The following is an 18,779-nucleotide window of genomic DNA, read 5'->3' as shown; positions in this document are numbered from 1 at the left end:
CATGGTTTGCGCAAGGCGAAGGATTATTTTTATGAAGCTTAAGAACACACTCCTGGCGTCCGCACTTCTCTGTGCGACCGCCCTGTCTGCGAATGCCGCAACAGAGTTAACGCCAGAGCAAGCGGCAGCGTTAAAACCTTTTGACCATACGGTCATTGTGGGTCGTTACAATTCTATTGGCGATGCCGTCGCCGCCGCATCAAAAGCCGCGGATAAAAACGGGGCGGCCTCCTTTTACGTAGTTGACCAGTCCGATTACGGCAACAGCGGTAATCAGCGCGTGACCATTGCGCTGTATAAAGATAATGCACCAAAGGCTGACGCGCCGAAAAACCGCGTGATCAACGGTATCGTTGAGCTGCCAAAAGACCAGGCCATTGAGCTGGAACCTTACGACACCGTTACCGTTCAGGGCTTCTATCGCAGCCAGCCAGAAGTGAACGATGCCATCACCAAAGCCGCGAAAGAGAAAGGTGCCTACTCTTTCTATATCGTGCGTCAGGTGGATGCTAACCAGGGCGGCAACCAGCGCATTACCGCATTCATCTACAAAGAAGATGCGAAAAAACGCGTTCTGCAGAGCCCGGATGCCATCCCTGCGGATTCTGAAGCGGGTCGCGCGGCGATAGCCAAAGGCGGCGAAGAAGCGAAGAAAGTTGAAATTCCGGGCGTAGCGACCTCTGCGGCGCCAAGCGCTGAAGTGGGCCGTTTCTTTGAAACGCAGTCCACGAAAGGTGGCCGTTACTCCGTGACGCTGCCGGACGGCACCAAAATTGAAGAGCTGAACAAAGCCACTGCCGCGCAGATGGTGCCGTTCGACAGCATCAAGTTTACCGGCAACTACGGCAATATGACGGAAGTCTCTTATCAGGTCGCGAAGCGTGCGGCGAAGAAAGGGGCGAAGTATTACCACATCACCCGCCAGTGGCAGGAACGTGGTAACAACGTGACCATCAGCGCCGATCTGTACAAGTAACAAAACCGTTGATGAAAGGCGGCGCAATGCCGCCTTTTTTGTTACTTTTTTTGAAAATCTGCCACACATCATTGCATGCTTTCGTTACACTCCGTAAAATCCCGCGCCTTAGTGTGATCCACCATTTTTATGCGCCTTAGCGAAATAATTATTCTGGATTGGGACTTTTCATAACAGGAAGCCAATGGAAAAGAAACTTGGCCTGAGTGCTTTAACTGCACTTGTATTGAGCTCAATGCTGGGCGCGGGCGTATTCAGTTTACCGCAGAACATGGCGGCCGTCGCAAGCCCTGCCGCCCTGCTCATTGGCTGGGGCATTACCGGTGTCGGGATATTGCTGCTGGCGTTTGCCATGCTGTTGCTGACGCGCATTCGCCCGGATCTGGACGGCGGCATTTTCACCTATGCACGTGAAGGTTTCGGCGAGCTGATCGGCTTCTGTTCCGCCTGGGGCTACTGGCTGTGCGCGGTCATCGCCAACGTCTCTTATCTGGTAATTGTCTTCTCGGCGCTCAGTTTCTTTACCGATACCCCTGAGCTGCGCCTGTTTGGCGACGGTAATACCTGGCAGTCTATCGTCGGCGCCTCGGTGCTGCTGTGGATTGTTCACTGGCTGATTTTGCGCGGTGTCCAGACCGCCGCTAGCATCAACCTGGTGGCGACGCTGGCGAAGCTGGTGCCGCTTGGCCTGTTTATCGTGCTGGCCTTCATTGCGTTCCGTCTCGACGTGTTTTCGCTTGATTTCAGCGGCATTGCGCTGGGCGTTCCGGTCTGGGAGCAGGTGAAAAACACGATGCTGATTACCCTGTGGGTATTTATCGGCGTTGAGGGTGCCGTCGTGGTTTCTGCCCGCGCGCGTAATAAGCGCGATGTGGGCCGCGCCACGCTGCTGGCCGTCCTGGCGGCGCTGGGCGTGTATCTGCTGGTGACCCTGCTGTCGCTGGGCGTGGTGGCGCGTCCTGAACTGGCCGAAATGCGTAACCCGTCCATGGCAGGACTGATGGTGAAAATGCTCGGCCCGTGGGGCGATGTGGTGATTGCCGCAGGACTGATCGTCTCCGTCTGCGGCGCTTATCTGAGCTGGACCATCATGGCGGCTGAAGTACCGTTCCTGGCCGCGACGCACAAGGCGTTTCCCCGCCTGTTTGCCCGTCAAAACCAAAATAATGCACCATCAGCCTCACTCTGGCTGACCAACATCAGCGTTCAGGTCTGTCTGGTGCTGATCTGGCTCACAGGTTCAGACTATAACACCCTGCTGACCATCGCCTCGGAGATGATTCTGGTACCCTATTTCTTAGTGGGTGCGTATTTGTTAAAAATCGCCACGCGTCCGGTGCACTATGTTGTGGGCGTAGGGGCCTGTATTTACGGCCTGTGGTTGTTGTATGCTTCCGGGCCGATGCATCTGCTGCTGTCGGTTGTGCTGTATGCGCCGGGTCTGCTGGTGTTTGTCTATGCCCGCCGCACGCATCAGCTGGAGAACGCGCTGAAACGCCGTGAAATGGCCTTAATCGGGCTGTTACTGGTTGCTGCCGTACCGGCAACCTGGATGTTAATGGGATAGCACTGTCTTTCCCATTGTTGAACTGTAAAGGAGAATACGATGGGAAATGCACCGCTTCGCCCAATACTGATCACCGGTGGAGGCCGCCGTATCGGCCTCGCCCTCGCCCATCACTTTCTCAACCTTCGGCATCCGGTCATTGTCAGCTACCGTACGGAATACCCGTCGATTGAGGGGCTGCGCAAAGCCGGAGCGGTCTGCATTCAGGCTGATTTTTCCACCGACGAAGGCATTCTGGCCTTTGCAGAACAGGTTAAATCCACCGCGACGGGGTTGCGTGCCGTGATCCATAATGCCAGCGCATGGTGTGCCGAGAAGCCCGGCACGTCCCTCAGCGATACGCTCTCCGCCATGCTGCAGATCCACGTTAACGCCCCTTATCTGCTTAACCACGCGCTGCAGGATCTGCTGCGCGGCCACGGGCATGCGGCGGGCGACATTATTCACTTTACCGATTATGTGGTGGAGCGCGGCAGCGACAAGCATATCGCCTACGCGGCCAGCAAAGCCGCGCTGGATAACATGACGCGCTCCTTTGCCCGCAAGCTCGCGCCTGAGGTGAAGGTGAACGCCATCGCCCCGGCGATGATTTTGTTTAACGAACACGATGATGCGGAATACCGCCAGCAGGCGCTGAATAAGTCGCTCATGAAAATAGCGCCCGGTGAGAAAGAGGTGATCGACCTGGTGGATTACCTGCTCACCAGCTGCTACGTCACCGGCAGAACCTTTGCCGTGGACGGCGGCCGCCCGCTGCGCTAGTGAAAGCGGCTCCAGAAGAAGATTAACACCCAGGCGCTGAGCCCCCAGCAGACCACTGCCCCGCCCAGCGCCAGGGGGAGCCGCAGAAAACCGGTGAAATACCACAGGGAAAGCAGGTAGAGAAAGTACGGTATGATTGACCACATGCCAAACACAATGGTCGTGCGTAGCGCTTCCGTACCCCGCTCAGAGGCCACAATATAGTGGGCAATCAGCGCAAAGGTCGGGAACAGCGGGATCAGCCCGGCAATATAGTAGTTTTTGGTTTTTGCCAGAATGCCAATCAGTAATACCACCAGCGCCCCCAGCGCGGCTTTGATCACCAGCCCCATATTTTTTCCTATAACAATCAAATAACAAGAAACGTCAGAATAACGGAAGCGGCGTTAATTTTGAAAGATTAATGGAAGGTTAAGGTTCCGCGGTGTATTTTGGCTTTTTTCACGAAAACAGACGCTGTATGAATAAGATTGTATATGTTGAAGACGAACCCGAAGTCGGGCAATTGATCGCCGCCTATCTGGGTAAACATGATATGGACGTCATTGTTGAGCCTCGCGGCGATCGTGCCGAAGAGGTGGTCGTCCGTGAAAACCCGGATTTAGTGCTGCTGGACATCATGCTGCCAGGCAAAGACGGCATGACGCTCTGCCGGGACCTGCGCGCCCGCTGGGACGGTCCTATCGTTCTGCTGACCTCACTGGACAGCGATATGAACCATATTCTGTCGCTGGAGATGGGCGCCAATGATTACATTCTGAAAACCACACCGCCTGCCGTCCTGCTGGCCCGCCTGCGCCTGCATTTGCGCCAGCACGCCAGCATCGAACGCGAAGCGTCCGCGCCGTCCCTGACGCCGCACAAAGCGTTGCGCTTCGGTACGCTGTCTATTGACCCGGTTAACCGCCAGGTCCTGCTTTCCGGCGAGCTTATCGCCCTTTCTACCGCAGACTTTGACCTGTTGTGGGAGCTGGCCACGCATGCCGGGCAAATCATGGACCGCGACGCGCTTCTGAAAAACCTCCGTGGCGTGAGCTATGACGGTATGGATCGCAGCGTTGACGTGGCGATTTCGCGATTACGCAAAAAACTACAGGATAACGCCACCGAGCCCTACCGCATTAAAACCGTGCGTAACAAGGGTTATCTGTTTGCCCCACACGCCTGGGAAACCTGATCGTCGGATAAGATAATCTGCGCGAATTGAAGGCATTGCGCGAAAACGCCCTCCTTTCGCGCATTTATTTTTACGTTTGCGCAACATTTAACTTGCTAAGCACGCAAACTATTCCATAATTAGCTTCTCGACTCTCCTTTCTTCAGCTCATCCCGCTCTTGCGATCGTTTTACTCATTTTCGCCGTGAAGCTTTCACGACATCGCTCCCAGAAATCTTGAAATGAGGATTTAAGCCCATGAATTATGTATAGCTACGATCAGGTAGAAGCGATAAAAACCAATCTTGAGTGGATTGTTAATCAGGCAACCCTTAACCACACCTCCCCCTCACGCACCGATCAAAAAGCGCTCTTTGACCTGCTGGAACTCATCCAGTATTACGAAATACTGCTGGATCTCATCAGCGAATACGGGGCGGATGTGATTGATACGCACATTGCGGAAGGCCTGGCCGTGACCGAAAAACTCATCGCCAAGGTAAAAAACAGCGCGAAAGCCATATAACACGCTCGACAGTCGTGAAAAAACCGAAAGGTTTTCATGTATATTCTGCACATAGCGTTTTTTCGGCGAGATCCAATGAAAAAGCTGTTTGTGCAGTTTAGTGTGCAGAAAATCTGCAATTTACTGGAAAGGCTATAGCTTCTCTCCCGTTCGCAAAGCTATTCACGGCTCGTCATTTTCTGGTAATCATTAGGTGTTATTCCTGTCAGGCGATAAAATACTCGCCTCATAACATCCGGCCCAGAAAAGCCACATTCAACGGCAAGTTTCTTCGCTGGCATTTTTTCCTTTTCAATCAGTACTTTTGCTCTAGATACGCGCTCGCGTTCGAGCCACTGCGCCGGGGTAAGGCCAATTTCCTGCCGAAATATCCGCGTAAGGTGCCTCTGGCTGAAGTTAATATGCTCTGCCATCACAGCAACCGTTGTCACGTCTTTAATATTCGCGATTGCCCATCTCTGGAGTTCCTGAAGAGCTGTACGGCCATCAAGCGAAAGCGTATTGCTCCTCATAAAGTGAGACTGGTTAACTGGACGCCGGAAAAACATGACCATTTGATCGGCGACTTCTGCCGCAACCTCCCTACCGAGATCTTCTTCAACAAGTCGCAGTGCCAAATCCAGGCCTGAAGTAACGCCCGCCGCCGTTCTCACTCGCCCATCGTCAACATACAACGCATCTGCCTCTACGATTATTTGGGGATGCCTGGCGGAAAGGGTTTTCGCACATGCCCAATGCGTGGTCACTCTTTTTCCATTTAGCTTTCCGGTGAGCGCCAGGAGTAATGCCCCCGTACAAACTGAACCAAACCGCTTGCTTGACTCGCAGAGTGCGTTAATTCCATCCAGCACACGGGGGTCCGGCTGGTAATAAGCAATATACGGCGCGCCGGCAACAAGGAATGTATCTGCCGTAAGCCCACCGCAGTCTGACAGGGTTACATCTGCCGTTATCTTTACGCCTGACGAAGACCGAATCACAGGATCGGTAACCGAAACAACGCGCAGCGAGTAAAAGCTGCGCTTAAGAACCCGGTTAGCCTCAGCAAACACATCTATGGGGCCACAGACATCAAGCATCTGAACGCCTGGCACCGCCAGAATAAAAACGTTATGACTCATTTTAAGTCTCCGGAGTCCTGAATCATCTCTATGTCCCATAAAGTCTTTAAAATACATTTTGGGACATTCAAGGTAAACCTTATGCTGTATACCTACAACAGAGAAGAGGAGTATTTCATGATTCGCACAACCGAAGATATCAGTATCCCGGACAGCAAAATGGCCCGTGAAGCCACCGAGTTCATTCGTGACACGGAATCCGATCTGCTTTTTAACCATTCAAGCCGCGTTTACCAATGGGCGGCTCTGGCCGGTCAGAAAAGAGAGGTTAAAGCCGATGCTGAGCTTTTGTACATTGGATGTATGTTCCATGACATTGGCCTGACTCGCGAATACTGTAGCTGCGATAAACGTTTTGAAGTAGATGGTGCAAACGAAGCACGGAAGTTTCTGGAAAGATATGGCATCGGAACTCAGGATATTGATAAGGTCTGGACAGCAATTGCCCTCCACACCACGCCGGGTATTCCGGAATTCATGGCACCGGAAATAGCGCTACTTACGGCAGGAGTAGAAATGGACGTGCTGGGAATTGATTTTGAAGTATTCTCACAGGAAGAAATCAGCGCAGTTACCCAGCGTTTCCCACGTACACCGCATTTTAAGGAGGACATTATTCAGGCCTTTTATGACGGCATCAAACACAAGCCGCACACGACATTTGGTAACGTAAAAGCGGATGTACTTGCAGACAAGGACACACTCTTCAAGCCTATGAATTTCTGCAGCATTATCCGACAGTCTCGCTGGCAAGGCTGATAACGGACAGACTGAATAGTACCTGATGGGGGCATCAGGTACTATTCAGTCATGGGGATGTTCGGATAAGAGTAATAGTGCGAAAGTCTCCTTCCGGTCAACTGACAGTATGCCAGTGAAGCCACATTGCATCGCATTGCGTCTTATCCATCCGGTACCAAAGAGTTTTTCTCCGGATTCGGGGAAGATATAAATCTAGATTTCGCAGCTTAAGTACAACTTGCTAAGAATTTCGGCATCAGCGGCGAATTGCATAAGTTTGTAAAAAATTCAACACCTTCAGAACAAACGCTCGCATCAGATTGATCATTTCAAAATTACCAGCAGTTAAATCGATTCCCTTACAGGTTTAATGCATCTGTCGATGTAAGCCATGAACGTCTATTTATCCACTCAAGGGAATAGCAGATGATTTTTCCGCTGTAGGGATATCCCTTTTAAATCCACTTACAAATGCGCTCGTGTTGGAAGAATTTCATGTATGGTATTCTTTAGTTGTTTATATTTAGTACATTGCCCACAGTAGTTACATCCTATGCTCAATTACATTGTCATTAATTAGTTAGCGAGATAAGAATGAAATCAAATGTAAAGTATACCTTTCATCACTTCGGCATCCCGTTACAGGATGGCGTTTTTGAAGGTGCATACAGCGAAAAAGCCGGGATGTATACAGTTGATAACCCAGGCCAGTTTCGTGTGCAGTGGCATAGATTTAAAGATAGTTCTCCACTCCACAATCTGATAAAAACTGTGCCTCACGTCGCCTTCAAAGTGGACAACCTGCTAAGAGCTATCGAAGATGAAGAAGTAATTCTTGGTCCCTATGAGCCCATTGACGGTTTCTTTGTTGCCATGATTAATGACAATGGCGCACCGATTGAACTCATAGAAACTACACTCTCAGATGATGAAATCTGGGGAAGAGCAAGGTCCGGTCAAGGCGACCTTTACAGGAAGTAATTTTATCTGGGAGCCGTTGTGAAAGTGGCTCTCTGTGAATACTTATTTGAAGCCTGACAAATAAATCTGAACTTCGCTCATCATCCACTCACGAGCCACACGAAGAAATTGTTTCCTACCACCAGCTTCCCACCGGGCCATTTTGCTGGCGCAATGACTAACCTCTTTCGTTTCGGTATTAATAATATGATCAAGCTTGTTCAGCCGAGAAATTGCTTCAAAACTCAAAGAGAAGACAGGCCTACCGAACGATAAAACGATCGGGCATTCGCCGCAGACGCCCCTATCAACTGCGTCATACATACGCGTGCTGGATGTTGTCGGCAGGTGCTAATCCTGCTTTTATAGCGAATCAGATGGGTGATGAGAATGCAGAGATGGTCTTCCATGTATACTCTGCGTGGATAAATGTTCTCGATAGCGATCAGGTACCATTTTTGAATCAGCGCTTTGGCGGATATGCAAATGCCCCTATAGTGCCCCTTAAGGTAAAAACAAAGTAGTTAATTACTTGATGTCCCGGTGATATTTAATGAAAAAGCTGTTTGTGCAGTTTTATCTTTTACTGTTTGTCTGCTTCCTGGTGATGACCATGCTGGTCGGCCTGGTTTATAAATTCACCGCCGAACGTGCGGGCCGGCAGTCGCTGGACGATCTGATGAAAAGCTCGCTCTATTTGATGCGCAGCGAGCTGAGAGAGATCCCGCCACACGACTGGGCGAAAACCCTGAAAGAGCTGGATCTTAATCTGTCATTCGATTTACGCATTGAGCCGTTGAAAGATTTTGAGCTGGATCCGCCCGCCATGCAGCGTCTGCGCGACGGGGACATCGTCGCGCTGGATGAGAAATACACGTTTATTCAGCGTATTCCGCGCAGCCATTACGTGCTGGCCGTCGGGCCGGTGCCCTATCTCTATTATCTGCACCAGATGCGCCTGCTGGACATGGCGCTGATGGCCTTTATCGCCATTTCGCTCGCATTTCCGGTCTTTATCTGGATGCGGCCCCACTGGCAGGACATGCTGAAGCTGGAATCCGCCGCGCAGCGTTTTGGTGAGGGGCATTTTACCGAACGCATTCATTTCGACAGCGGTTCCAGCTTTGAGCGTCTGGGCGTGGCCTTTAACCAGATGGCCGATAACATCAACGCCCTGATCGCCAGCAAGAAGCAGCTGATCGACGGAATTGCGCACGAGCTGCGCACGCCGCTGGTTCGCCTGCGCTACCGTCTGGAGATGAGCGAGAATCTGACCGAGGCAGAGAATCAGGCGCTTAACCGCGACATTGGCCAGCTTGAAGCGCTGATTGAGGAGCTGCTGACCTACGCGCGTCTCGACCGCCCGCAAAACGAGCTGAACCTCACCACGCCGGATCTGCCCGCCTGGCTGCAAACCCACATTGATGACGTTCAGAGCGTAAACCCGCAGCGCACGCTGTTGACGCGCGTCACGCCGGGTGACTACGGCGCGCTCGATATGCGCCTGATGGAGCGCGTGCTGGACAACCTGATGAACAACGCCATGCGCTACAGCGAAAGTACGCTCCAGATTGGCCTGGATTTGCAGGGCAACCGGGCCAGCCTGACGGTGGAGGACGACGGACCGGGAATTGCCCCGGAAGCGCGAGAGACCGTGTTTGAACCGTTTGTCCGCCTCGATCCCAGCCGCGATCGCGCCACCGGCGGATGCGGCCTGGGGCTGGCGATTGTCTACTCTATCGCGCAGGCGATGGGCGGCACGGTGCATTGCGAGGAGAGCGAGCTCGGCGGCGCGCGCTTCTGCTTTAGCTGGCCGGTGTACCATAACATCGCCCTTCCCGTCCCTGCCTGACCTCAACCGCACGCTGGCCTGACCCGGCGTGCTGTGCTATATGATAAGTATGTTGTAACTAATGAGAGTGTTTATGGCGAACTACGATCTCATCGAACGGCTTAACGGCACGTTTCGGGAAATAGAACACGAACTCCTGAACCTGACCGAGCGTTTGCAGGCCTGTCGCCTGCTGGCCGCGCGCGTCTTTACCCTGCCGGATGTGGCTAAGGGAGCCGAGCACGATCCGCTGGACACCATCGAGGTCGAACAGCACATCGGCAGCGCGGCCCTTGAGCTGGCGCTAAAACACTATCGTCGCCTGTTTATCCAGCAGCAGTCAGAAAACCGCAGCAGCAAGGCCGCCGTGCGCCTGCCGGGGGTCATCTGCCTGCAAACCGATGCGACATCGCGCGAAGCGCTGGAAAGCCAGATTGCGCATATCAACACCCTGAAAGCGGCCTTTGAAAAGATCATCACCGAAGAGTCCGGCCTCGCCCCTGTCGCGCGATTTGAGTGGGTGCACCGCCAGCTTCCGGGGCTGATTACCCTGAATGCCTATCGGACGCTGACGGTACTGCGTCACCCCGCTACGCTGCGCTTCGGCTGGGCGAATAAGCACATCATTAAAAACTTCACCCGGGATGAGATTCTGGCCCAGCTGGAAAAAAGCCTGAAGACGCCGCGCACCGTCGCGCCGTGGTCGCGGGAGCAGTGGATTGAGCGCCTGGAGCAGGAGTACCACAGCATCGCCTCGCTGCCGGTGGATGCGCGCCTGAAGATAAAGCGCCCGGTGAAGGTGCAGCCTATCGCTCGCGTCTGGTATTCCGGTCAGCAAAAGCAGGTGCAGTATGCCTGCCCGACGCCGCTGATTGCGCTTTACGATGCCGATCAGGGCGCGGTGGTACCCGATATCGGGGAACTGCTGAATTACGATGCTGACAATGTTCAGCACCGTTACAGACCTCAGGCGCAGCCGCTAAAGCTGATTATTCCTCGGCTGCACCTGTACGTGGCGGGATGATTATTTCAGGCTACCGACCATCGCTTCCGGGCGAACCCAGGCGTCAAACTCCGCCTCCGTGAGATAGCCCAGCGCCAGGGCGGAGGCTTTCAGCGTCAGCCCCTCTTTATGCGCTTTTTTGGCGATCTCGGCGGCCTTGTCGTAGCCAATATGGGTATTGAGCGCGGTGACCAGCATCAGAGATTCATTGAGCAGTTGGCTGATGCGTTCGCGATTGGGCTCAATCCCCACCGCGCAATGCTCGTTAAAGCTCTCCATCCCGTCCGCCAGCAGACGAACAGATTGCAGCACGTTGTGGATCACCATCGGGCGATAGACGTTCAGCTCGAAGTTGCCGGACGCACCGCCCATGTTGACGGCCACGTCGTTGCCCATCACCTGGCAGCAGAGCATGGTCATGGCTTCGCACTGGGTCGGGTTCACTTTACCCGGCATGATGGAGCTGCCCGGCTCGTTTTCCGGGATGCTGATTTCACCGATGCCGCAGCGCGGGCCCGAGGCCAGCCAGCGCACATCGTTAGCAATTTTCATCAGCGAGGCCGCCAGCCCCTTCAGCGCGCCGTGGGTGTGGACCAGCGCATCGCAGGTCGCCAGCGCTTCGAACTTATTGGGTGCCGTGACGAACGGCTGTCCGGTGATGGCAGCAAGCTCCTCCGCCACGCGCACCGCGTATTCTGGATGGGTGTTTAACCCGGTACCGACCGCCGTCCCACCGAGCGCCAGCTCCGCCAGGTGCGGCAGGCTGTTCTCGATATGCTTCAGGTTGTGTTCCAGCATCGCCACCCAGCCGGAAATCTCCTGGCCGAGCGTCAAAGGCGTGGCGTCCTGCAGGTGCGTACGGCCAATCTTGACGATGTCGCGGAAGGCCTGCGCTTTCTCGTTAAGCGTGGATTTGAGCACGTTGAGCTGCGGGATAAGCTGCTCGCGAATGGCGATTACCGCCGCCACGTGCATCGCCGTCGGGAAGACGTCGTTAGAGCTCTGGCTTTTGTTGACGTCATCGTTCGGGTGGACCTTACGTTCCATGCCGCGCACGCCGCCCAGCAGCTCGCTCGCCCGGTTCGCCAGCACTTCGTTCATGTTCATGTTGCTCTGGGTACCGGAACCGGTCTGCCAGATAGCAAGGGGAAATTCGTCAGGATACTTTCCCGCCAGCACTTCGTCTGCGGCGTTGATAATGGCGGTGGCTTTATCGTTGTCCAACAGGCCCAAATCCTGGTTCACTTTCGCGGCGGCGCGTTTGGTCAGCGCCAGCGCCTGAATCAGCGAGACGGGCATTTTTTCGGTCGAAATACGGAAGTGCTCCAGCGAACGCTGGGTTTGCGCGCCCCATAGCTTGTCGGCCGGGACGTCGATGGCGCCCATCGAGTCTTTCTCATGGCGTACCGTGGTCATTACTTTCTCCTTGATAACAAAAGAGGGATTGCTCACATGCTTAAGGGATAAGTATTGATGACTTCTGAGAAACGGTATGGCGCTTTGTGCGCTCTTTTTGATGTCGGGTGGCGGCGGCGCCACCCGTTTTTTTCAATTTACTTCACGCACGCCGAACACTGGGACGACTGGATCTGCTTGAAGAAGTCGTTGCCTTTGTCATCCACCAGGATAAACGCCGGGAAGTCTTCCACTTCGATTTTCCAGATCGCTTCCATACCCAGCTCCGGGTATTCCACGCACTCCAGGCTCTTGATGCTGCCCTGCGCCAGAACCGCCGCCGGGCCGCCGATGCTGCCGAGGTAGAAGCCGCCGTGCTTGTGGCACGCGTCCGTCACCTGCTGGCTGCGGTTGCCTTTCGCCAGCATGATCATGCTGCCGCCGTTGGCCTGCAGCTGATCAACGTACGAGTCCATACGCCCTGCCGTGGTTGGGCCTAACGAGCCGGAGGCATAGCCTTCAGGCGTTTTCGCCGGCCCCGCGTAGTAGATCGGGTGATCTTTAATGTACTGCGGCAGCCCTTCGCCGTTGTCCAGACGCTCTTTCAGCTTCGCGTGCGCAATGTCGCGGCCCACGATGATCGTGCCGTTCAGGGAGAGACGGGTCGAGACCGGATACTGAGAAAGCTGCGCCAGAATCTCTTTCATCGGACGGTTCAGGTCAACGCGAACCGCTTCCCCCTCACCCGCTTTACGCAGCGCTTCCGGGATGTATTTGCCCGGGTTATTTTCCAGCTTTTCGATCCACACGCCTTCGCGGTTGATCTTGGCCTTGATGTTGCGATCCGCAGAGCAGGAGACGCCCATCCCGACCGGACAGGAGGCACCGTGGCGCGGAAGACGGATCACGCGCACGTCGTGGGCGAAGTACTTACCGCCAAACTGCGCCCCGAGTCCCAGATTACGCGCCTCTTCCAGCAGCTCCTGCTCAAGCTGCACGTCGCGGAACGCCTGACCGTGCTCGTTACCTTCAGTAGGCAGTCCGTCGTAGTATTTGGTTGAGGCCAGCTTGACGGTTTTCAGCGTGCTTTCAGCCGAGGTTCCGCCAATCACGAAGGCGATATGGTACGGCGGGCACGCCGCGGTGCCGAGGGTACGCATCTTCTCAACCAGGTAATTTTTCAGCTTGCCCGGAGTGAGCAGCGCTTTGGTTTCCTGGTAGAGATAGGTTTTGTTGGCTGAACCGCCGCCTTTGGCGATGCAGAGGAATTTGTACTCGTCACCGTCGACGCTGTAGAGGTCAATCTGTGCAGGCAGGTTAGTGCCGGTGTTGACCTCTTTGTACATGTCCAGCGCCGCGTTTTGCGAGTAGCGCAGGTTGTCTTCGGTGTAGGTGTTGTAGACGCCGTGAGCCAGCGCCGCTTCGTCACCACCGCCGGTCCAGACGCGCTGGCCTTTTTTACCGACGATGATCGCCGTGCCGGTGTCCTGGCACGTTGGCAGAATGCCTTTCGCCGCGATATCGGAGTTACGCAGGAACTGCAGGGCAACGTACTTGTCGTTTTCGCTGGCTTCCGGGTCGCTCAGAATATCGGCAACCTGCTGCTGATGCGCGGGGCGGAGCATAAAGGAGGCATCGTGGAAAGCGTGCTGCGCCAGCAGCGTCAGCGCCTGCGGATCCACCTTGAGGATCTCGTGTCCTTCAAACTCAGAGACGGAGACGTGATCGCGGGTTAACAGGTAATACTCGGTCTGATCCTTACTGAGGGGGAAAGGATCCTGATAATGGAAGGGTTTATTCGACATTGTTCTCTCACTTACTGCTTCGGTCTGTTTATTCAGGGCAGATGTTCCGCTGCCCGGCTTAAAAGCGAGTCAGCTTATCCTACACAATTTTTTAACAAAAACTGAGACTAGTACGACTTTTTACATCCACAGGTTACTTCCACGTAGTTTATTGCTTTAATACACGGCGTTAATTCCACCTTTGAATCAGGGCTTGATAATGCAAAAACTCATTAACTCAGTGCAAAACTACGCCTGGGGAAGTAAAACTGCGTTAACGGATCTCTACGGTATCGCGAACCCGAACAACCTGCCGATGGCGGAACTGTGGATGGGGGCGCACCCGAAGAGCAGCTCAAAAATTGAAGACGCCAGCGGCCAGGTACGCAGCCTGCGTGACGTGATTGATGCCGATAAAGCCGCACTGCTGGGCGACAAGGTGGCTCAGCGCTTTGGCGAATTGCCGTTCCTGTTTAAGGTGCTGTGCGCCGACCAGCCGCTCTCCATCCAGGTTCACCCGAACAAGAAAGCGTCTGAAATCGGCTTTGCCAAAGAGAACGCGGCGGGCATCCCGCTGGACGCCGCCGAGCGTAACTACAAAGATCCAAACCACAAGCCGGAGCTGGTGTTCGCGCTGACGCCGTTCCTGGCGATGAACGCCTTCCGCGAGTTTTCAGAGATTATCTCCCTGCTGCAGCCGGTCGCGGGTGCCAACAAGGCTATTGCCCACTTCCTCGAAAACCCAAACGCGGACGCGCTCAGCCAGCTGTTTGCCAGCCTGCTGAATATGCAGGGTGAAGAGAAATCTCACGCGCTGGCGGTGCTGAAAGCGGCCCTGAACAGCCAGCAAGGGGAACCGTGGGAGACCATCCGCCTGATTTCCGAGTTTTACCCTGACGACAGCGGCCTGTTCTCCCCTCTGCTGCTGAACGTGGTGAAGCTGAACCCGGGCGAAGCGATGTTCCTGTTCGCGGAAACCCCGCACGCCTACCTGCAGGGCGTAGCGCTGGAGGTGATGGCCAACTCTGACAACGTGTTGCGCGCGGGCCTGACGCCGAAATATATCGACATCCCTGAGCTGGTTGCCAACGTGAAGTTCGTGGCGAAGCCTGCCGCGGAGCTGCTGACTCAGCCGGTGAAAAACGGCGCAGAGCTGGACTTCCCGATTCCGGTTGAGGATTTTGCGTTCTCCCTGCACGACCTCAATCAGACGGAAACGACAATCGCACAGGAAAGCGCGGCGATCCTGTTCTGCGTCGAGGGCGAAGCAACGCTGCGCAAAGGCGAGCAGCGTCTGGTTCTCCAGCCTGGCGAGTCAGCATTGGTTGCAGCCAATGAGTCCCCGGTCAGCGTGAGCGGCACCGGTCGCCTGGCGCGCGTTTTTAATAAGCTTTAAGCACTTACTGAATTTTTTAACAACTCTTGCTAAGCTAGTTGAAGGCTTAATATCTCCGGGCGGTTTTTACCGCCTGGTTTCATTTTAGGGATAGTCGCAATGAAAAAATCGGTCGTAGCGGTTGGAGTGATTGTAGCGTTAGGCGTGGTCTGGACGGGTGCCTCCTGGTTTACCGGGAAACAGCTGGAAGGCCGTCTGGCTGAGATGGTGGCGCAGGCTAACGGAGAAATTAAGCGCAGCGCGCCGGAGGCGGGTCTGGAGCTGAGCTACCAGAACTATCAGCGCGGCGTGTTCACCAGCCGCATGCAGCTGGTGGTGAAGCCGGTGGCCGGTGTGGCAAACGGCTGGCTGAAGCCGGGACAGAGCGTGGTGCTGGATGAAGTGGTAAGCCACGGTCCGCTGCCGCTGGCGCAGCTAAAGTCGTTTAACCTGATCCCGTCCATGGCGTCCGTTCATACCGTACTGGTGAATAACGACGTTACAAAACCGCTGTTTGACCTGGCGAAGAATGAATCACCTTTCGACATTAACACCCGTATTAGCTACTCCGGTGATACCAGTTCTGATATCGCGCTGAAACCGCTGAACTACGAGAAAGAGAACGAAAAAGTCGCCTTCAGCGGCGGCCATTTCAAACTTGATGCGGATCGGGACGGCAACGTCTTCTCCATGACGGGTGAAGCGGAAAGCGGCCTGGTCAACGCCGTGAACGAATATAACCAAAAAGTTCAGCTCACCTTCAACAACCTGAAAGCCGACGGCAACAGCCGTATGACCGACTTTAAAGAGCGTATCGGCGATCAGAAGCTCTCCGTGGATAAGATTGCTATCGCAATTGAAGGAAAAGAGATGGCCGTGCTGGAAGGCATGGACGTTAACGGTCAATCCGACGTATCCAAAGACGGTAAAAGCATCAATACCCAGCTGGATTACACGCTGAAGAGCCTGAAAGTGCAGAATCAGGATTTGGGCACCGGCAAGCTGTCGCTGAAGATCGGCAATATCGACGGCCAGGCATGGCACGAATTTAGCCAGAAATACAGCAAAGAGAGCCAGGCGCTGCTGACCGACGCCGCGCTGCAGCAGAACCCGGAAGTGTACCAGCAGCAGGCGATGGCGGTGCTGTTCAATAACCTGCCAATCCTGCTGAAAGGCCAGCCGGTGGTCACCGTTGCGCCGCTGAGCTGGAAAAACAGCAAAGGCGAAACCAGCTTTAACCTGTCGCTGTTCCTGAAAGATCCTGCAGCCGCCACGGGTGAACCGCAGACGCTGGCTCAGGAAGTGGATCGCAGCGTGAAGTCGCTCGACAGCAAGCTGACCATCCCGATGGATATGGCGACCGAGTTTATGACCCAGATTGCGAAGCTGGAAGGCTACGGCGATGAAGATGCCGGCAAGCTGGCGAACCAGCAGGTGAAAGGTCTGGCGGCGATGGGTCAGATGTTCCGCATCACCAAAATGGAAGACAACACCATTTCCACCAGCCTGCAATATGCCAACGGCCAGGTAACGCTGAACGGCGACAAAATGCCGCTGGAAGAGTTTGTTGGCATGTTTGGTATGCCGACGCTGGGAATGCCGGAACCGGCTGAACCCGCAGCGCCAGCCGTACCGGCGGCACCGCAGCAGTAAACGTCAAAACCCCTCGCAAGAGGGGTTTTTTATTGCCCTTATCCTTTCCATCCCTCCAGGAAATCCAGCAGCAAGGCGTTAACTTTCTCAGGCTGTTCCTCCTGAGGAAGATGGCCGCACTCGTCGATACCCTGCGCCCGCAGGTTATCCGCCATTTCAGCCCAGACGCTTTGCATATCGAAAAGCTTGCCGACCGCGTGAAAATCATTGCCCCACAGCGACATTACCGGACAGGCGATTTTCACGTCAGCGTCGGCAAGATCCTGCGCCACGTCTTCCGCGTTGGCGCGGTAGTCAGCCATCGCGCCTCGCACGGCTCCGGGCGCCTGATACGCGCGAACATAGGTGTCAAACGCCTCGCCGCTGATGGTTGACGGATCGTAGGTCCAGTCCGAGAAAAAGTGGCGCAGCCAGATATTTTCACGTCCCGCAATCAGCGCTTCCGGCAGATCGGGCACAAGATGGAACAGGAAGAACCAGTATGCTCGGGCGATGGACGCATTCAAATCGCGCGCCACGATACGGGTTGGCACGTTATCCATGACCACCAGACGATCCACCAGCTCAGGGTAATCTTTTGCAAACCGCGTCGCGACGCGCGCCCCGCGATCGTGCCCCACCAGCACCACCTTCTGTAACCCCAGCGCACGCATCAGCTCCCGGATGTCCCGGGCCATGTTCCGTTTATCATAGCCAGAAGCCGGTTTATCCGTTTCGCCATATCCTCGTAAATCCGGCGCGATGACGCGGTAGTGCCGGGACAATACAGGTATCTGGTAGCGCCAGGCATAGTTTGTTTCAGGAAAACCGTGCAGAAGAATAACCGGCGCGCCTTCACCCTCTTCAACCACAAACTGTCGAATGCCGTTTGCCGTTACGGTGTAACTTTTCATATTCATAACCTTACTTTATTTCAGCAGAGGCACGTTGGCCGCACGTTGATAAGGACCGTAATTTACAGGGTTCCAGCTATAGCCCTGCTGCCAGGCGGTGATATGCCCAATACCGGGGAAAGGCAGATGCGCAGCGGCCATCCACTCGCCGTCTTTCGCCAGGGCGTTAAACTCCTGCGCCCGGGACGAGATGGCTTTTTTCGAATCGACATCAAAGCGAATAGACACTTCAGGATGCGGGAACTGGACGGCTGGCGCATGAATCAGATCCCCAATGAAGTTAATAGCCGTCCCCTGCGACGCAAAGCGATAAACGGTACTGCCGGGCGTATGGCCAACGGCATAGGCCGTCTGGACTTCCGGGATCGGCGAAGCTGGCGGAACGAAGGTTTTAAGATGTCCGGAGGCTTTATACTCAGACAATGCTTTTCGGGCGATAGCAAAATACTCTTTCGCATTAGCCGGCGCGCTCGCTTCTTTTGCAGGATCAAGCCAGTAGTCGGCCTCCCCCTGCGGTACATAGACGGTGGCATTGGGGAACAACGCTTTACCGTCTGCATCGCTCAGGCCACACACGTGGTCAAGATGCAGGTGAGTCAGGAAAATGGTATCAACCTGCCCGGGACGATAGCCTGATGCTTTCATATTGTTAACCAACTGGCCGGCCGTTTCCGGCACGCAGTGCCCCGCTCCGCTGTCAATCATGACCAGATGTTTACCGGTGTTAACCAGGAAAGCGTTAAAAGCGGTCGGCATGCGGTCGGCATCGATTTTATGCTGAGCCAGCAGTTTACGAACCTTGTCGTCTGAAAGACCGTGGAGTAATGATGGCGAAAGGTCGTTATAGCCGTCGAACAGCGCCGTGACCTCATATTCCCCTACCGCCAGACGATAATAGCCGGGGACCTGCTGCTTCACCTGCGCAGGTGCGTCAGCCCAGGCGGCACTTACCAGTAACAGGCTGCTGAATGCCAGAACCGTTTTCAACTTTTTCATCTTCACTCCAGATTGGTATTTTTCAGGTTGTGAAGAGACT

At 54.7% G+C, this 18,779-nt stretch carries 18 protein-coding genes and 1 pseudogene; 12 read left to right on the top strand and 7 right to left on the bottom strand.

All coding sequences use genetic code 11. The features are described from left to right. Positions 1–31 precede the first annotated feature (31 nt). The 3 genes from ydgH to folM all read left to right on the top strand — a co-directional run bounded on the left by ydgH (position 32) and on the right by folM (position 3,305). Positions 32–976, top strand: coding sequence for a DUF1471 family protein YdgH (gene ydgH, locus IM303_RS02855; RefSeq protein WP_028012941.1), 945 nt, complete (start codon positions 32–34; stop codon positions 974–976). A gap of 184 nt (positions 977–1,160) precedes the next feature. After that, complete coding sequence (locus IM303_RS02850) at positions 1,161–2,543, top strand: amino acid permease (RefSeq protein WP_048999467.1); 1,383 nt, start codon at positions 1,161–1,163, stop codon at positions 2,541–2,543. Between the two features lie 39 nt (positions 2,544–2,582). Further along, on the top strand, positions 2,583–3,305 hold the full coding sequence (gene folM / locus IM303_RS02845) for a dihydromonapterin reductase (RefSeq protein WP_028012939.1): 723 nt from the start codon (positions 2,583–2,585) through the stop codon (positions 3,303–3,305). On the opposite strand, the gene IM303_RS02840 is transcribed toward folM, so the two are convergent. Next, on the bottom strand, positions 3,302–3,637 hold the full coding sequence (locus IM303_RS02840) for a GlpM family protein (RefSeq protein WP_014883596.1): 336 nt from the start codon (positions 3,635–3,637) through the stop codon (positions 3,302–3,304). The two genes, folM and IM303_RS02840, sit on opposite strands and share 4 nt — an antisense overlap. Positions 3,638–3,765: 128 nt before the next feature. Here IM303_RS02840 and rstA point away from each other — a divergent pair, with 128 nt between their 5' ends. Beyond that, positions 3,766–4,482, top strand: coding sequence for a two-component system response regulator RstA (gene rstA, locus IM303_RS02835; protein ID WP_048999473.1), 717 nt, complete (start codon positions 3,766–3,768; stop codon positions 4,480–4,482). Between the two features lie 244 nt (positions 4,483–4,726). Further along, positions 4,727–4,987: a hypothetical protein gene (locus IM303_RS02830; RefSeq protein WP_048999468.1), complete on the top strand. Its 261-nt coding sequence runs from the start codon at positions 4,727–4,729 to the stop codon at positions 4,985–4,987. A 158-nt stretch (positions 4,988–5,145) separates the two neighbouring features. Here the strand turns inward: IM303_RS02830 and IM303_RS02825 are convergent, their stop codons facing one another. Next, positions 5,146–6,108, bottom strand: coding sequence for a GlxA family transcriptional regulator (locus tag IM303_RS02825; protein WP_193359559.1), 963 nt, complete (start codon positions 6,106–6,108; stop codon positions 5,146–5,148). Between the two features lie 117 nt (positions 6,109–6,225). On the opposite strand from IM303_RS02825, the gene IM303_RS02820 reads away from it, so the two are divergent. Together IM303_RS02820 and IM303_RS02815 are read left to right on the top strand one after the other, a co-directional pair. Then, positions 6,226–6,867, top strand: a complete 642-nt coding sequence (locus tag IM303_RS02820) for an HD domain-containing protein (protein WP_048999474.1) — start codon at positions 6,226–6,228, stop codon at positions 6,865–6,867. A gap of 576 nt (positions 6,868–7,443) precedes the next feature. Beyond that, entirely contained in the window at positions 7,444–7,830 is a 387-nt protein-coding gene (locus IM303_RS02815) for a hypothetical protein (protein ID WP_045261479.1), read from the top strand. Positions 7,831–7,872: 42 nt separating this feature from the next. On the opposite strand, the pseudogene IM303_RS22145 reads toward IM303_RS02815, so the two are convergent. Then, positions 7,873–8,049 (bottom strand): annotated as a pseudogene (locus tag IM303_RS22145) (KilA-N domain-containing protein); the annotation flags it as partial. On the opposite strand from IM303_RS22145, the gene IM303_RS02810 reads away from it, so the two are divergent. The 3 genes from IM303_RS02810 (at position 8,043) to tus (ending at position 10,664) form a co-directional block, all read left to right on the top strand. Continuing rightward, a complete protein-coding gene (locus IM303_RS02810) occupies positions 8,043–8,333 on the top strand; it encodes a tyrosine-type recombinase/integrase (RefSeq protein ID WP_323307217.1) in 291 nt (96 codons plus the stop codon). The pseudogene IM303_RS22145 and the gene IM303_RS02810 sit on opposite strands and share 7 nt — an antisense overlap. A 29-nt stretch (positions 8,334–8,362) precedes the next feature. After that, the gene (gene rstB, locus IM303_RS02805; RefSeq protein WP_048999470.1) at positions 8,363–9,661 is read left to right on the top strand and encodes a two-component system sensor histidine kinase RstB; all 1,299 of its coding nucleotides are present in this window, start codon (positions 8,363–8,365) and stop codon (positions 9,659–9,661) included. 73 nt (positions 9,662–9,734) lie between these two features. Beyond that, positions 9,735–10,664 (top strand): DNA replication terminus site-binding protein, encoded by a 930-nt coding sequence (gene tus / locus IM303_RS02800; protein WP_193359558.1) that lies wholly within the window; start codon positions 9,735–9,737, stop codon positions 10,662–10,664. Here tus and fumC read toward each other — a convergent pair whose 3' ends face one another. Continuing rightward, entirely contained in the window at positions 10,665–12,059 is a 1,395-nt protein-coding gene (gene fumC, locus IM303_RS02795) for a class II fumarate hydratase (RefSeq protein ID WP_193052099.1), read from the bottom strand. It lies immediately after the preceding gene. A 137-nt stretch (positions 12,060–12,196) separates the two neighbouring features. Continuing rightward, entirely contained in the window at positions 12,197–13,843 is a 1,647-nt protein-coding gene (fumA, locus tag IM303_RS02790) for a class I fumarate hydratase FumA (protein WP_049119886.1), read from the bottom strand. 199 nt (positions 13,844–14,042) lie between these two features. Here fumA and manA point away from each other — a divergent pair, with 199 nt between their 5' ends. Then, positions 14,043–15,218, top strand: coding sequence for a mannose-6-phosphate isomerase (gene manA, locus IM303_RS02785; protein WP_049000887.1), 1,176 nt, complete (start codon positions 14,043–14,045; stop codon positions 15,216–15,218). A 99-nt stretch (positions 15,219–15,317) separates the two neighbouring features. After that, a complete protein-coding gene (locus tag IM303_RS02780) occupies positions 15,318–16,850 on the top strand; it encodes a YdgA family protein (RefSeq protein ID WP_049000886.1) in 1,533 nt (510 codons plus the stop codon). A 38-nt stretch (positions 16,851–16,888) separates the two neighbouring features. Here IM303_RS02780 and IM303_RS02775 read toward each other — a convergent pair whose 3' ends face one another. After that, entirely contained in the window at positions 16,889–17,743 is an 855-nt protein-coding gene (locus tag IM303_RS02775; RefSeq protein WP_049000884.1) for an alpha/beta fold hydrolase, read from the bottom strand. A gap of 15 nt (positions 17,744–17,758) precedes the next feature. Next, positions 17,759–18,739 (bottom strand): MBL fold metallo-hydrolase, encoded by a 981-nt coding sequence (locus IM303_RS02770; protein ID WP_193359557.1) that lies wholly within the window; start codon positions 18,737–18,739, stop codon positions 17,759–17,761. Positions 18,740–18,779 lie beyond the last annotated feature (40 nt).

This window comes from Enterobacter cloacae complex sp. P38RS, from assembly GCF_014930775.1.
Classification (GTDB): Bacteria; Pseudomonadota; Gammaproteobacteria; order Enterobacterales; family Enterobacteriaceae; genus Enterobacter; species Enterobacter bugandensis.
The sequence above is the reverse complement of the archived record's forward strand: the minus strand, read 5'-3'. Positions and strand labels throughout refer to the sequence as shown.